General features: G+C 67.0%; 13 protein-coding genes. 6 read left to right on the plus strand and 7 right to left on the minus strand.

Going from position 1 to position 12,867, the window contains the following annotated elements:
- Nucleotides 1–474 precede the first annotated feature (474 nt).
- Nucleotides 475–1,803, minus strand: a complete 1,329-nt coding sequence (gene icd / locus ACTOWK_RS12485; protein WP_441330481.1) for an isocitrate dehydrogenase (NADP(+)) — start codon at nt 1,801–1,803, stop codon at nt 475–477.
- 245 nt (nt 1,804–2,048) lie between these two features.
- On the opposite strand from icd, the gene ACTOWK_RS12490 reads away from it, so the two are divergent.
- Nucleotides 2,049–2,618, plus strand: coding sequence for a hypothetical protein (locus ACTOWK_RS12490; RefSeq protein ID WP_441330482.1), 570 nt, complete (start codon nt 2,049–2,051; stop codon nt 2,616–2,618).
- 125 nt (nt 2,619–2,743) lie between these two features.
- On the opposite strand, the gene ACTOWK_RS12495 is transcribed toward ACTOWK_RS12490, so the two are convergent.
- Nucleotides 2,744–3,451: a UPF0149 family protein gene (locus tag ACTOWK_RS12495; RefSeq protein ID WP_441330483.1), complete on the minus strand. Its 708-nt coding sequence runs from the start codon at nt 3,449–3,451 to the stop codon at nt 2,744–2,746.
- 71 nt (nt 3,452–3,522) lie between these two features.
- Between ACTOWK_RS12495 and ACTOWK_RS12500 the strand changes: the two genes are divergently transcribed.
- On the plus strand, nt 3,523–3,930 hold the full coding sequence (locus tag ACTOWK_RS12500) for a YchJ family protein (RefSeq protein WP_441330484.1): 408 nt from the start codon (nt 3,523–3,525) through the stop codon (nt 3,928–3,930).
- Between the two features lie 235 nt (nt 3,931–4,165).
- On the opposite strand, the gene ACTOWK_RS12505 is transcribed toward ACTOWK_RS12500, so the two are convergent.
- The 5 genes from ACTOWK_RS12505 to ACTOWK_RS12525 form a co-directional block, all read right to left on the minus strand.
- Nucleotides 4,166–4,657, minus strand: a complete 492-nt coding sequence (locus ACTOWK_RS12505) for a hypothetical protein (protein WP_441330485.1) — start codon at nt 4,655–4,657, stop codon at nt 4,166–4,168.
- A gap of 52 nt (nt 4,658–4,709) precedes the next feature.
- Nucleotides 4,710–5,012: a LysM peptidoglycan-binding domain-containing protein gene (locus tag ACTOWK_RS12510; protein ID WP_441330486.1), complete on the minus strand. Its 303-nt coding sequence runs from the start codon at nt 5,010–5,012 to the stop codon at nt 4,710–4,712.
- Nucleotides 5,013–5,185: 173 nt separating this feature from the next.
- Nucleotides 5,186–6,007 (minus strand): NADPH-dependent 7-cyano-7-deazaguanine reductase QueF, encoded by an 822-nt coding sequence (gene queF, locus ACTOWK_RS12515; protein WP_441330487.1) that lies wholly within the window; start codon nt 6,005–6,007, stop codon nt 5,186–5,188.
- Between the two features lie 236 nt (nt 6,008–6,243).
- The gene (locus ACTOWK_RS12520; RefSeq protein ID WP_441330488.1) at nt 6,244–7,593 is read right to left on the minus strand and encodes a M20 family metallopeptidase; all 1,350 of its coding nucleotides are present in this window, start codon (nt 7,591–7,593) and stop codon (nt 6,244–6,246) included.
- Nucleotides 7,594–7,699: 106 nt separating this feature from the next.
- The gene (locus tag ACTOWK_RS12525) at nt 7,700–9,025 is read right to left on the minus strand and encodes an amidohydrolase (protein WP_441330489.1); all 1,326 of its coding nucleotides are present in this window, start codon (nt 9,023–9,025) and stop codon (nt 7,700–7,702) included.
- A gap of 292 nt (nt 9,026–9,317) precedes the next feature.
- Here ACTOWK_RS12525 and ACTOWK_RS12530 point away from each other — a divergent pair, with 292 nt between their 5' ends.
- The 4 genes from ACTOWK_RS12530 to ACTOWK_RS12545 all read left to right on the plus strand — a co-directional run bounded on the left by ACTOWK_RS12530 (nt 9,318) and on the right by ACTOWK_RS12545 (nt 12,618).
- Nucleotides 9,318–9,530, plus strand: a complete 213-nt coding sequence (locus tag ACTOWK_RS12530; RefSeq protein ID WP_441330490.1) for a hypothetical protein — start codon at nt 9,318–9,320, stop codon at nt 9,528–9,530.
- A 152-nt stretch (nt 9,531–9,682) separates the two neighbouring features.
- Nucleotides 9,683–9,901, plus strand: a complete 219-nt coding sequence (locus tag ACTOWK_RS12535; RefSeq protein WP_441330491.1) for a hypothetical protein — start codon at nt 9,683–9,685, stop codon at nt 9,899–9,901.
- A gap of 46 nt (nt 9,902–9,947) precedes the next feature.
- The gene (locus ACTOWK_RS12540; RefSeq protein WP_441330492.1) at nt 9,948–10,166 is read left to right on the plus strand and encodes a hypothetical protein; all 219 of its coding nucleotides are present in this window, start codon (nt 9,948–9,950) and stop codon (nt 10,164–10,166) included.
- 319 nt (nt 10,167–10,485) lie between these two features.
- The gene (locus ACTOWK_RS12545; protein WP_441330493.1) at nt 10,486–12,618 is read left to right on the plus strand and encodes a TonB-dependent siderophore receptor; all 2,133 of its coding nucleotides are present in this window, start codon (nt 10,486–10,488) and stop codon (nt 12,616–12,618) included.
- The last annotated feature ends 249 nt before the right edge of the window (nt 12,619–12,867 follow it).

Consider the following 12,867-nt stretch of genomic DNA (forward strand, 5'->3'; position numbering starts at 1 on the left):
GACGCAAGTCGCGACCGCGCTGCGTCGGTCTCGCGGCGTCTCGCTCAAGCAATATCTAGATCTAGATCAAACGCCAAGAGCTTCCGCCACTAAAGCGGCGGATGACTTTCTTTTGTCTAAAGCAACAAAAGAAAGCTAACCAAAGAAGTTGCTTTCTTTGAACCACAAGCCCGCACGATCGATGCAGACGCGGCTATTTTTCACCCTGTCCCGATGAAAAACGGCGTGCGTCCCTGCGCGCCGCCCTCCGGGTCTTTGATGGCCTTCGCGAGTACGCGGCGGCGCACAGCTCTGAGCAAGAGCAATGCCCTGCGTCGAAGTGGCTCCGAAAGATTCTCTTCAACCGTGATTCGCGGTCGCGGCTCGCGCCGCTCCTACCGCAAAGCAGATCGACGACTTTGCGACGCACACAAACACCAGAAAAACAAAAGGGCGCCGAAGCGCCCCTTTGCACGATCGTCGTCGGCAACCCGATTACAGGTGCTTGATGATCTCGTCGGCGAACTCCGAACACTTGACCTCGGTCGCGCCGTCCATCAGCCGGGCGAAGTCGTAAGTCACGCGCTTGCTGGCGATCGCCTTGTCCATCGCGTCGATGATCGCATCGGCCGCTTCGGTCCAGCCCAGGTAACGCAGCATCATCTCGCCCGACAGGATCACCGAACCCGGGTTGACCTTGTCCAGGCCGGCGTACTTCGGCGCGGTGCCGTGGGTCGCCTCGAACACGGCGTGGCCGGTCACGTAGTTGATGTTCGCGCCCGGGGCGATGCCGATGCCGCCGACCTGCGCGGCGAGCGCGTCGGACAGGTAGTCGCCGTTGAGGTTCAACGTCGCCGACACGTCGTATTCCTTCGGACGCAGCAGGATCTGCTGCAGGAAGGCGTCGGCGATGGCGTCCTTGATGACCAGGCCCGCACCCGGCTTGCCTTCCGGAATCACGTGCCACGGGCCGCCGTCGAGTTCGACCGCGCCGAAGTAGTCGCGCGCCACCTGGTAGCCCCAGTCACGGAAGCCACCTTCGGTGTACTTCATGATGTTGCCCTTGTGGACCAGGGTCACCGACTTGCGCTTGTTCTCGATCGCGTAGGAAATCGCGCTGTGCACGAGGCGCTCGGTGCCGAGGCGGCTCACCGGCTTGATGCCCAGGCCGACTTCGACCGGCAGCTCGCGCGCCGGAGCGCCGATGGCCTGCAGTTCGCCGAGCCACGCCGCGTTCTTCTCGGCGGTGCCGAAGCGGATCTTGTCGAATGCCTGCGGGAATTCCTTCTGCAGGAAATCCAGCACCTTCTGCGAGTCGGCGCTGCCGCCGGCCCATTCGATGCCGGCGTAGATGTCCTCGGTGTTCTCGCGGAAGATCACCATGTCGACGTCGCCCGGCTTCTTGACCGGCGAGGGCACGCCTTCGAACCAACGCACCGGGCGCAGGCAGACGTACAGGTCGAGCATCTGGCGCAGGGCGACGTTGAGCGAACGGATGCCGCCGCCGACCGGCGTGGTCAGCGGACCCTTGATGCTGACCAGGTAGTCGCGGCAGGCCTGCACGGTGCCTTCCGGCAGCCAGGTGCCGTAGGTGTTGTTGGCTTTCTCGCCGGCGAAGACCTCGACCCACTCGATCTTCTTCTGGCCGCCGTAGGCCTTGGCGACCGCGGCGTCGAGCACGCGCACCGAAGCGCGCCAGATGTCCGGGCCGGTGCCGTCGCCTTCGATGAACGGGATGATCGGACGATCCGGCACATTGAGGCCGGTCGGGGTCTTGGTGATCTTGGCGCCGCCTGCGGGCGGCGTCGCTACGAACTCGGTCATTACGATCTCCAGTGGGGCCGCCGTGCGCTGGCGCACGGGGCGGAGCAGGGTCCTTGCGGAAAGCGATGCGGCTGCGATCCGGCCCGCCATTGTCGCGGTTCGGGCGGGGCGAGGCAAAGACCGGACGGGTATAAGGCCGACGAGCTATGGAATGATGCGTCCCGGGCTTGCCCTGGACGGGCCCGGCTCATTGCGGCAGCGGCCGAGTCGTCGACCGCTCGAACCATCGGTGGAGAGGACCTGCGATGCAAACCGAATCGGCGCTGCCGGAATTGACCGAGGCCTGCGAGGACGGTTTCGTCGACTGCACGTTCAAGATCGAAGCTCTGCGCTCGGACGCGGATCACTACTACTTCCGCATGTCGGCGCGTCATGAAGGCGAAGTCGTCGGATTGGACGCGAGACTGGTGAAGCGGATCGGCCCGGGATTCGATGCCGAGATGAACCTGCAGCAAGAGCACGTCTACGCCGAAGGCCTGGTGCTGTCGTCGATCGGCGCGGCCAGCGACCGCCTGATCGGCGCGTTGGCGAAGCGGTATGCGATCGAACCGTTCGATCGCGTGGCCGCGGCGAGCGAGTCCTACACCTTGATCGCGCTGCAGCAGCAAGACACCGAGCTGGAAACCCATGCGGTCCGGGCCAAGATCTTCGGTCGCGATCGGGACGAAGCGGCGCTCGAGGACGAGTACTACGAGAGCTTCTTCCACATCGATCTGCCCAACGGCTATGTCCATTGGAATGAGAAGGATGCCGACTACCGCGAGCCCTTGCTGAGGGCATGGACCGGGCCGAGCATGGATCGATCCAGCCCATAGCGTTCGCCGCAACCGCGGGGCCGCGGCGACGATGTCGACGCGGCTCCGCCGTGTTGCGTTGTGCGACGGCGACCGGCCGCTGCGCCGCATGGCGCAGCGATGGTCGTAGTGTCAGCGCGCGAGGATCAGGCGCCGCAGCACTTCTTGTACTTCTTGCCGCTGCCGCAGGAGCAGGGGTCGTTGCGGTCCGGAGTCTCGGCGCGGCGTAGCGGTTCGCGCGGGGTCAGGGCTTCGATGCGATGGTGGTGCAGGTCGGACAGCATGCCGGGCAGGCCGGCGACGATTTCCAGGCGCTCGCGGTAGCTGATCGGGGTCGGCGGTGCGGCCGGGTCCTCGCCGAGCACTTCGCCGCTGGCGAGGCGATCGAACAGACCGAAGATCTCGTCCATCCAGTCGTTGTCGTCGAGCCACTGGTCCCAGGCCGCCTCGCGCAATTCGACGCCGCGGAAGAAACCGAAGGCCCAGTCGCGGCCCACGTCGAGTTCATCCGGGGCATCGGCTTCGGGCTCTTCCGGCAGCCACAGCAGCGGCGCCAGGTGGTCGGGCAGGTCGTCGTCGCCGTGGCAGACGCGCGAGCTGGCCATGTTCCAGTGACCGAGCAGCAGCGCCTGGATCTCGTCGGCCTCGGCCTGGTCGTTCCAGCGCGGGGCCTTGCCGCCCCAGACCTGCGGCTGCCATTCCTCGGCCGGCGGCTGTTCGGGGCTGACCGCCAGGGCCGACAGGAAGCCGTCCAGCGCTTCCAGATTGAAGCCCTTGTAGGGCACGGCGCGCTGATCGAGCAGGTCGGCCAGGCGTTCGATCTGCTCGTCGTCGAGGTAGGCAGGCGGTTTCATGGCAGGGCTCAGGACAGGGGAGAGGACGCGCATGGTAGTCGCAGCGGCGTGCTTGCGACGAAAATATCGCCATGACCGTCCCTAAAACCACCATGAGCGCTCCGCCCGCCGCCTGCCCTTGCGACCCCTCGCGCCGCTATGCCGACTGCTGCGGCCGGCTGCATGCCGGGGCCGCGGTCGCCGACACGGCCGAAACCCTGATGCGCTCGCGCTACAGCGCCTACGCCGTGGGCGACCTGGAGTATCTGCGGGCCAGCTGGTTTCCGGACACCTGCCCGGGCGAGCTCGATTTCGAGCCGGGAGTGCGCTGGCTGGGCCTGGAGGTGAAGCGGCACCGCCGCGACGGCGAAGACGCGGCCACGGTCGAGTTCGTCGCCCGCTACCGGGTCGGCGGCGGCTCGGCGGCGCGCCTGCACGAGGTCAGCCGCTTCGTCCGGGTCGACGGGCGCTGGCTGTACGTGGACGGGGAGTTTCCGTAGGGGTGAGGGGCGAGCTTGGCTTCGGATTTCGCTGGCACGGGAGCTGAGCGGCGATCGAAGCAAGAGCAAATCCCCCTGGTCCCCCTTTTCCAAAGGGGGGAACTCGTTTGCTGCAGTTCTGTTGCGATCTGCTGCAGGCCTTCTTGTCCGTAGATGATCGAATCGCGCGGACAAAAAAAGGGCGCGGCAGTGAGCCGCGCCCGGGCTTGCCCGCCCATGAGGCGGAGAGAGAGGGTTACTTCACTTCGAGTTCGGTGGTGTTGGCCACGGCGCCGTTGGCGGTGATCTCGACCTTGTACTTGCCGGCCGGCCACGGCGAAGCCTTGGCGAACTGGAAGTTGGTGGTCTCGGCACCGGTGGTGTTGAGGGTCTGCTTCTCTTCACCGGCGGTCTGGCCGTCCTGATAGACGAGCTTGGCCGTGACGTCGGCGTTGGTCGCGGTGCCGTCGGTGGCGACCGAGGCGACGATCTTGTCGCCCGGCTTGAAGCTGGTGGTCGGCGCGGCGATCTTCTTGTCCGGACCGGCGGCGGTGCCCAGGGTCACCGACACCACGCTGAGCGCGGCCGGGGCCGGAGCGGGTTCGACCGGTGCCGGAGCCGGGGTTTCGGTCGCGGTCGGGGCCGGCGCGGGGGCTACGGGTTCTTCTTTCTTCTTGCAGCCGGCCAGGGCCAGCGCGGCCACGAGGGCGGCGGCAACGGCGTAGTGCGTACGATTGCGGATCAACATGGTGGATCTCCTGGAAAGACGATGGCGATGATGGTGAAACGCAGTCGACGGATCAGTCGTTGATGGTCGGAATCTTGAGGATCTGGCCGGGCTGGATCTGGTCGGGATCGTCGAGCTGATCGCGATTGGCCTCGAAGATCGCGTTCCACTTGCTCGCCTTGCCGTAGAACTGTTTGGCGATATGCGAGAGCGTGTCGCCCTTTTCGACCGTATAGGTCTGTTCGCCGACTTTTTCCGCGGTCGTGTCGACGTTCACCGTCACGTCGGAGAAGTCGGCCTTCTCGACTTTCTCCGCGGTGGTATCGACATGGGTGGTCACATCGGAAAAATCGGCTTTCTTGTCCGGGGTAGTCATGGGTTGAGGGCTCCTGCCGAAGTGGCGCACGCAACATGACACGCCGGTTGTTAAAAATGTATAGCGCCGGCGTGAACTCACATTACAAAACTGAATAATCCGATTCCGCGGATTCAGCACGGTGGACCGCCCGGCCCAGGGGCGGGGCCGGCAGGCGGATTCTTACAGGGGCATTACTGGCGTTCGTCGCGACCGACGCTCGGACGCGCTAGGCCCGGGCTGCCGCGCCAGGGGTTGATGTCCAGCCCGCCGCGGCGGGTATAGCGCGCTTCGACCGACAGCCATTGCGGCTGGCAGCGGCGACTGAGGTCGGAATGGATGCGTTCGACGCATTGCTCGTGGAACTCGGCGTGGTCGCGGAACGAGACCAGGTAGCGCAGCAGCGCGGCGCGGTCGAGCTTAGGGCCGCGATAGGCGATGACCACCCGCGCCCAGTCCGGCTGGCCGGTGACCGGGCAGTTGGACTTGAGCAACGCGCTGCCGAGGGTCTCCTCGACGATCTCGCCGGCGTCGGCGGCAAGGTGCTCGGCGTTCGGCGGGCCGTAGTCGTCGATGGCGACCTCGAGCTCGTCGATCGACTCGACGCCGTCGGCGGCATCGGCGCTATCGATAGGCGGCAGACCGAAGGCGACCTCGACCGGCGCGCCGGCGGCAGCCGACAGATCGCGGGCGATGGTCGCCAGGACCACGGCATCGTCGTCGAAGCGGGTGGCGTTGAAGGAGTTGAGGTAGAGCTTGAGCGACTTGGACTCGATCAACTGCGGCGAAGTCGCCGGCACCGACAGGGTGGCGGTGCCGACGCGCGGCTTGCCGCGTGCGTCGAGCCAGCTCAGCTCGTAAGCGTGCCAACGGTCGATGCCGACGAAGGGCAGCGCGTCGTCGGCCAGGCCGATATGGGCGCGGCCGAGCGAGCGGGCGATCGGAAACAGCAGCGAGGCGTCGTACTCGCGCGGGTAGTCGACGTGGCGGCCGAGGGGCAGGTCATGGGAAGTCATGGCGGCATTTTAGCCGTTGGCGGGGGGAGGCCGGTGAGGGCTGCCAATGCTCCAGCTTTGCCCGTTCTTTGGCTGTTCCCTCCCTTTGGAAAGGGGGGAAGGGGGGATTTGCTTTTCGCTCGCCTGCGCAGGGTGCCGAACAGCAAATCCCCCGCGCCGTAACCGATTCGGACTTCGTACCCACGCCGGGCGCTTGCCCCTTTTCAAAGGGGGCAGAAGTTACGCCGCGCGAGTCCTCACCCAGCCGCCTTCGCCCCATGCAGATAATCCAGCGTCACCTGCAGCATCGCGCGCAGGCCGACGTCGAGCGAACTCTCGTCGAGCTTGAACTTCGGCGAATGGTTGCTCGGCGCGGTGGCAGCATCGATGCCCGGCGCGGTCGCACCGACGAAGAAGAACATCGCCGGCACTTCCTTGGCGTAAAAGGAGAAATCCTCGGCGCCCATCACCAGCGGCATTTCGATCACGTTGGCGTCGCCGGCCACGGCCTTGAGGCTGGGCAGCATGCGCGCGGTCAGGGCCGGGTCGTTGTAGGTCACCGGGTTGCCGTCCTGGTCGGGCACGGTGGCCTCGGCCTGGGCGCCGTGGGCGGCGCTGACGTGCTCGGCGACGTTCTTGAGGTCCTTGAAGATCGCCTGGCGCATGCCCTCGTCGAAGGTGCGGATGGTGCCGATCATCTCGACGTCGTCGGGAATGATGTTGTAGCGGATGCCGCCCTTGATCGCGCCGAAGCTCACCACCGCCGGCAGCTTGGCGATGTTGGTGCGGCGGCTGACGATGGTCTGGGCGCTGCCGATCACGTCGGCGGCGGCGACGATGGGGTCGACGCCGGCCCACGGCGCCGAGCCATGGGTCTGGCGGCCCTTGATCTTGATGGTGAAACGGTCGGACGCGGCCATCAGCGGGCCCTGGCGTACGCCGAGCTGGCCGGCCGGCAGGGTCGAGAACACGTGCAGGCCGAACATGGCCTCGGGCTTGAAGTCCTTGAACAAACCGTCCTTGAGCATCAGCGAGGCGCCGCCTTCCTCGTCGGCGGGGGCCCCTTCCTCGGCCGGCTGGAACACCAGCATCACCTGGCCCGGCAGGTCTTTCTTCATCGCCACCAGGGCGTCGGCGATGCCGAGCAGGATGCCGGTGTGGGCGTCGTGGCCGCAGGCATGCATCACTCCGACGGTTTCGCCGCGAAAGTTCGCCGTGGCCTTGGATGCGAACGGCAGGTCGACCTGTTCGGTGACCGGCAGCGCGTCCATGTCGGCGCGCAGGGCGATCTTCGGCCCGGGCTTGCCGCCTTCGATGATCGCGACCACGCCGTGGCGGGCGATGCCGGTGCGCGGCTTGAGGCCGAGCTTGCGCAGATGCTCGGCGACCTTGGCCGCGGTGCGCTCCTCGCGGTTGGACAGCTCCGGATGCTGGTGGAAGTCGCGGCGCCAGGCGATCACGTCGGCCTTGACCTGGGCGGCGGCGGTCTTCACCTCGGGGCGTTCGGCCGATGCCGCCGTGGTTTGCGCCGCGGCGGCGAGCGGGAGGGCGGCGAAGGCGGAGCAGCTCAGGGCGCAACTCAGGGCGACGGACAGCGGACGCTTCATCGACGGACTCCGGCAGGAAAGTCCCGATCCTAGCCCATGCCCGCCGGCCGGGATGCGCGACCTTGGTCGGTTTCAGGCCGAGTCCGTGCCTAGGGGTAGGCGCGCCCTAACCGCCGTGCAGATAATCCAGCGCCACCTGCAGCATCGTCCTGGTGCCGACCTCGAGCGCGCCCTCGTCGAGCAGGAACTGTGGCGAGTGGTTGATCGGCGCCTTGGCCGGGTCGATGCCCTGCGCGGTCGAGCCGACGAAGAAATAAAACCCCGGTACGGTGTTGGCGAACTGCGAGAAATCTTCGGCCACGGTCACCATCGCCGACTCCTTGACCCGCGCCGCGCCGGCCGCGCGCTGCAGGGACGGCAGCACGCGCCGGGTCAGGGCCGGGTCGTTGATCGTCGCCGGCGCGTTGTTGACCACCTGCAACTCGGCGCTGGCGCCGGCGGCGTGGGCGTAGTCCTCGGCGGTGCGGCGCAGCCGCGCGATCACGTCCTCGCGCACCGCCGCATCGAAGGTGCGCAGGGTGCCGACCAGCTTGGCTTCGTCGGGGATGATGTTGAAGCGCACGCCGGCGTTGAACTGGCCGGCGGTCAGCACCACCGGGGTCGCGGCGATATTGACCTGGCGCGCGATCAGGCTCTGGCTGGCGAGCAGGATCTGCGCGCCGACGGTGATCGGGTCGACACCGTCCCAGGGCCGCGAGCCATGGGTCTGCTTGCCGCGCACGGTCAGGCTCCATTCGTCGGCGCTGGCGAGCATCGGCCCGCTGCGGTAGCCGACTTCGCCGACGCTGAGGCCGGCCCAGACGTGCAGCCCGAACACCGCCTCGGGTTTGAAGTCCTTGAACACGCCTTCGCTGAGCATCATCGCCGCACCGAACGGCGCGCCCGGTACCGGCGGGCCTTCTTCCGCCGGCTGGAACACGAACATCACCTCGCCGGGCAGTTGCTCCTTCTGCGCCGCCAAGGCGGTGGCGACGCCGAGCAGGATCGCGACGTGCGCATCGTGGCCGCAGGCATGCATCACCCCGACCGGCTGGCCGCGGTAGTCGGCCTTGACCTGCGAAGCGAACGGCAGCCCGGCCGGCTCGGTCACCGGCAAGGCATCCATGTCGGCGCGGATCGCGATGCGCGGACCCGGCTTGCCGCCCTTGAGCACGGCGACCACACCGGTGTGGGCGATGCCGGTGCGCGGCTGCAGCCCGAGCTTGTGCAACTGCTCGGCGACAAGTTTAGCCGTGCGCATTTCGTGTTGACCGAGCTCCGGGTGTTGATGGATGTCGCGGCGCCAGGCCACGACCTGGTCGTTGACCGCGTGCGCGGCCTGGGCGATCCGGGCAGGGTCCGCCGGGGCGGTCTGCGCCTGGGCGGACGACGCCGACGCGACCGACAGGGCCAGCGTCAACAACGAGATCGACGCGCGATCGGACCAGGGCATCGCGAACTCCGCGGCAGTGAGGGCCCTCGATCCTAAAAGGTATCCGCGCGCGGCGATACGCGGACGGGCGACGTGTTCGCGCAAAACGGTGTTTCGATCGTGGGCGCCGGGTCGGTCGTCGGCACGGGCCCGGTGGGTTCGCCAGACTCGCATCGGGCGCTCGTGTGCGCGGTACTCCCGCCCCGGGCAATTGCCGCGCCACGCCCGCATGCGTGAGCCCAATCACATCGGTGGCGTGTTCTCGCGGGCATGCTGGCGCGGCCGTTCCGGCACCGACCAAGGAGACAGGTCAATGCGTACCACCCGCCACAAGTTGTTCGCCGCCGCATTCGTGTTCGCCACCGCGTTCGTTTCGACGGCCTCTGCCTCGTTCGATTGGCGCTGCGATTCCTGCATGAGCACGTACGACTACTGCGCCAGCCAGCCCGATGCATCGATCGATGCCTGCGTGACCGAGTACAACATCTGCGCCGGGCGCTACAACTGCCCGTACATGCCCATCTGACGCCGATGCAATCCGCGTCGCCCGCCATCGACGTCCGCGTCGATGGCGGCTTGCCGTCGCCATCCGCATCGCCGTCGGCCACCAGGGTCATGGCGATGCGTACTCGATGCCAGTCCCAGCCAATCCGGCACAGACCAAGGAGAAAGGTCGTTATGCGTATTTTTCAGCACAACACGTTGTTGGCCGCGATGTTCGTGTTCGCCGTGGGTTTCGCTTCGGCGTCGTCGGCGCAGTTCAATCCCCGCTGCGACGGTTGCATGAACACCTACGACTACTGCATGTCCAAACCCGATGCGGAGCAGTGGCTCTGCGTGCATCAGTACAACCTGTGCGCGCAGCGGGAGGGCTGCTTGTTGATGCCGGAGATCTGACGCGCGTTCCCGTAGTTTCCCGCTGTCGACCAAGGAGGAGGTTCGTATGCGTTCCATTCGCCACAAGACCCTGTTCGCCGCCGCGTTCGTGTTCGCCGCGGGCTTCGCGTCCACCGCTTCGGCGGCCAGCTGCATCGAATGCATGGACATCTACAACGCCTGCATGACCGCCACCGGCGGCGACTACGGCATCTGCGCGCACGAGCACAACCTCTGCGCCGCGCCGCAGAACTGCCCCTTGATGCCGGAAATCATCATCGACTGAGCGTTGCGATCGCGGGCGCGCACCAACGCGCCCGTCGGGGGGGCCTTCGCGCTGGGCGGAAAGCGCCGGGCTGAAGGCCCTTCCCACTGCAGCGGCCACGTCCGCCATCGCGGTGGGCCCGAAGCCGTCGTGCGCAGCTTTCGGGCCCGACGCTTCGCGCTTCGATCTGGCCGAACCCACGACCCGACTTGCGGCCACGGCCGGTCCTTGGGATTTGCGGCCATTCCGCCCTGCCCGTAAGATGAGAATGGTTATCGTTTGCCGATGAGCACGGAGCCGCGGCCGCGATCGCTCCCTTCTCCGCTTCCGCCAGGCCTCTATGCCGACATCGTCCGTGTCCAACCCGCGCCCGCTCGCAAGCGCTATCCGCCTGTCCCTGCTCGGCCTGCCGCTGCTGCTCGGCGCTTTCACCGCACACGCCGCCGATGCGCCGGCCGACGCCACCACCCTGGACAACGTCGAGGTGCGCGCGCCGATCGCCAAGCGCAGCCAGACCGTGACCAAGACCGACACCTCGCTGATCGAGGTGCCGCAGTCGGTCTCGGTGGTGACCGCGCAGCAGATGCGCGACCGCGGCATCCAGGGGGTCGAGGAAGCGGTCTGGTACACGGCCGGCGCGCAGGGCGGCGGCTACGGCCAGGACACGCGCAGCGACTGGCTGCTGGTGCGCGGCTTCAGTCCGGCGCGCTACATGGACGGGCTGGCCTTGACCGACGGCGTATGGACCGGCGGCACCCGCATCGAGCCGTATGGGCTGGAACGCCTGGAAGTGCTGAAGGGGCCGTCGTCGGTGTCGTACGGGGCGATGCCGCCGGGCGGCCTGGCCAACATGGTCAGCAAGCGTCCCAGCGCCGAGCCGCTGCGCGAAGTCGAAGTCACGCTCGGCAATTACGATTTGCGCCAGGCCGCGTTCGATTTCGGCGGGCCGCTCGGCGACAGCGGCCGCTGGAGCTACCGGCTCACCGGCCTGGCGCGCAACAGCGACAACCACGTCGACTACGTCCACGACGATCGCTATTACTTCGCTCCGGCGTTGAGCTGGAAGCCGAGCGAAGCGACCTCGCTGACCTGGCTCGCGCGTTACCAGAAGGCCGACACCGCCCAAGGCGGCGGCTTCCTGCCGGCCGCCGGCACCTTGCTTGCGAACCCGAACGGCAAGATCCCGAGCCACCGCTACACCGGCGAGCCGGGCTGGAACGATTACCTCAAGACCATGACCTCGGTCGGCTACGAATTCAGCCACCGCTTCAGCGACGCGCTGGAGTTCCGCCAGAACCTGCGCTACGGCAAGGTCGAAGTCGACCACGACGCCGGTGTCGGCGCGTTCGGCCTGCAGGCCGACCAGCGCACGCTGGCGCGCTACTACTTCCCGCTCGAAGAAGAATCGACCTCGTTCGCGGTCGACAACAGCCAGCAGTGGAACCTCGACGCCGGTGCCTGGCGCCACACCGTGCTGGCCGGCGTCGACTACCGCCGGCTCAACAGCGATTACGCCTCGGCGTTCGCGTTCGGCGCGCCGTCGCTGGACCTCTTCGATCCGGTCTACGGCGCCGCCATCGTCAAGCCGGCCTATACCTCGCGCCAGGACAAGACCCAGCAGCAGCTCGGGCTCTACCTGCAGGACCAGATCAAGATCGACCGTTGGGTGATCACCGCCGCCGGGCGCCAGGACCGCGTGCGCACCCGCACCGAACAATGGCTGGCCACGCCGGTCGCGCGCGAACGCCAGAGCGACAGCCGCTTCTCCGGGCGCCTCGGCGTGAACTACCTGTTCGACTCGGGCTGGGCGCCGTACCTGGCCTGGTCGCAATCGTTCGAGCCGACCGTGGGCGTCGACTTCGCCGGGCAATCGTTCAAGCCGACCACCGGCGAACAGATCGAGGCCGGATTGAAGTTCCAGCCGGCGAACGGCCGCGCGCTGGCGACCCTGGCGGTGTACGAGATCCAGCAGGAAAACACCTTGACGGTCGACCCGAACCACACCTTGTTCTCGGTGCAGCAGGGCCAGACCCGGGTGCGCGGCGCCGAACTCGAAGGCCGCTGGAACCTGCGCAACGGCCTGAGCCTGTACGGCGCCTACACCTACACCGACAGCGAGGTGACGCGGACCAACGACGCTGCCGCGCTCGGCAAGCAGATCGCCCTGCAACCACGCAACGTCGCCTCGCTGGGCGCCGACTACCGCGTCGCTTACGGTCCGCTGTCGGGCCTGGGCATCGGCGCCGGCGTGCGTTACACCGGCGAGCACTACGGCGATATCTACAACCAGTGGAAGACCCCGTCGTACACCGTATTCGACGCTTCTCTGCGCTACGACCTGCAGAACTGGCGCTTCCAACTCAACGCCAGCAACCTCACCGACAAGGAATACATCAGCGTCTGCAACAGCGCGGCCTGGTGCTACTACGGCTATCCGCGCACGGTGACGGCGACGGTGCGCTACCAGTGGTGATCGTTGCGAGCGATCGGCTGCGCAACCACTGAGATTTCGCTGCCTCCGGCAACAGCGTCGCTCCGATACCGATACCGACGCCGACGCCGACGCCGTTGCCGTTGCCGTTGCAATTCCCCCCTTTGGAAAAGGGGGGCAGGGGGATTTGCTCTTTCGTAACAGTGCCCATCACGCCGAAAAGCAAATCCCCCGCGCCGCAACCCGTTTCGGACCTCGTGTCGCGTAGGGCGCTCGCCCCCTTGTGCAAAG

It is taken from the genome of Lysobacter sp. CA196, assembly GCF_052078695.1.
Classification (GTDB): domain Bacteria; phylum Pseudomonadota; class Gammaproteobacteria; order Xanthomonadales; family Xanthomonadaceae; genus Lysobacter.

Excerpts from the sequence above, each read along its gene's own strand:
- ACTOWK_RS12490 (WP_441330482.1), top strand. The coding sequence starts at position 2,049 with ATGCAAACCGAATCGGCGCTGCCGGAATTGACCGAGGCCTGCGAGGAC.
- ACTOWK_RS12505 (WP_441330485.1), bottom strand. The coding sequence starts at position 4,657 with ATGTTGATCCGCAATCGTACGCACTACGCCGTTGCCGCCGCCCTCGTG.
- ACTOWK_RS12545 (WP_441330493.1), top strand. The coding sequence starts at position 10,486 with ATGCCGACATCGTCCGTGTCCAACCCGCGCCCGCTCGCAAGCGCTATC.
- ACTOWK_RS12520 (WP_441330488.1), bottom strand. The coding sequence starts at position 7,593 with ATGAAGCGTCCGCTGTCCGTCGCCCTGAGTTGCGCCCTGAGCTGCTCC.
- ACTOWK_RS12510 (WP_441330486.1), bottom strand. The coding sequence starts at position 5,012 with ATGACTACCCCGGACAAGAAAGCCGATTTTTCCGATGTGACCACCCAT.
- ACTOWK_RS12530 (WP_441330490.1), top strand. The coding sequence starts at position 9,318 with ATGCGTACCACCCGCCACAAGTTGTTCGCCGCCGCATTCGTGTTCGCC.
- ACTOWK_RS12500 (WP_441330484.1), top strand. The coding sequence starts at position 3,523 with ATGACCGTCCCTAAAACCACCATGAGCGCTCCGCCCGCCGCCTGCCCT.
- ACTOWK_RS12495 (WP_441330483.1), bottom strand. The coding sequence starts at position 3,451 with ATGAAACCGCCTGCCTACCTCGACGACGAGCAGATCGAACGCCTGGCC.
- icd (WP_441330481.1), bottom strand. The coding sequence starts at position 1,803 with ATGACCGAGTTCGTAGCGACGCCGCCCGCAGGCGGCGCCAAGATCACC.
- ACTOWK_RS12540 (WP_441330492.1), top strand. The coding sequence starts at position 9,948 with ATGCGTTCCATTCGCCACAAGACCCTGTTCGCCGCCGCGTTCGTGTTC.
- ACTOWK_RS12535 (WP_441330491.1), top strand. The coding sequence starts at position 9,683 with ATGCGTATTTTTCAGCACAACACGTTGTTGGCCGCGATGTTCGTGTTC.
- ACTOWK_RS12525 (WP_441330489.1), bottom strand. The coding sequence starts at position 9,025 with ATGCCCTGGTCCGATCGCGCGTCGATCTCGTTGTTGACGCTGGCCCTG.
- queF (WP_441330487.1), bottom strand. The coding sequence starts at position 6,007 with ATGACTTCCCATGACCTGCCCCTCGGCCGCCACGTCGACTACCCGCGC.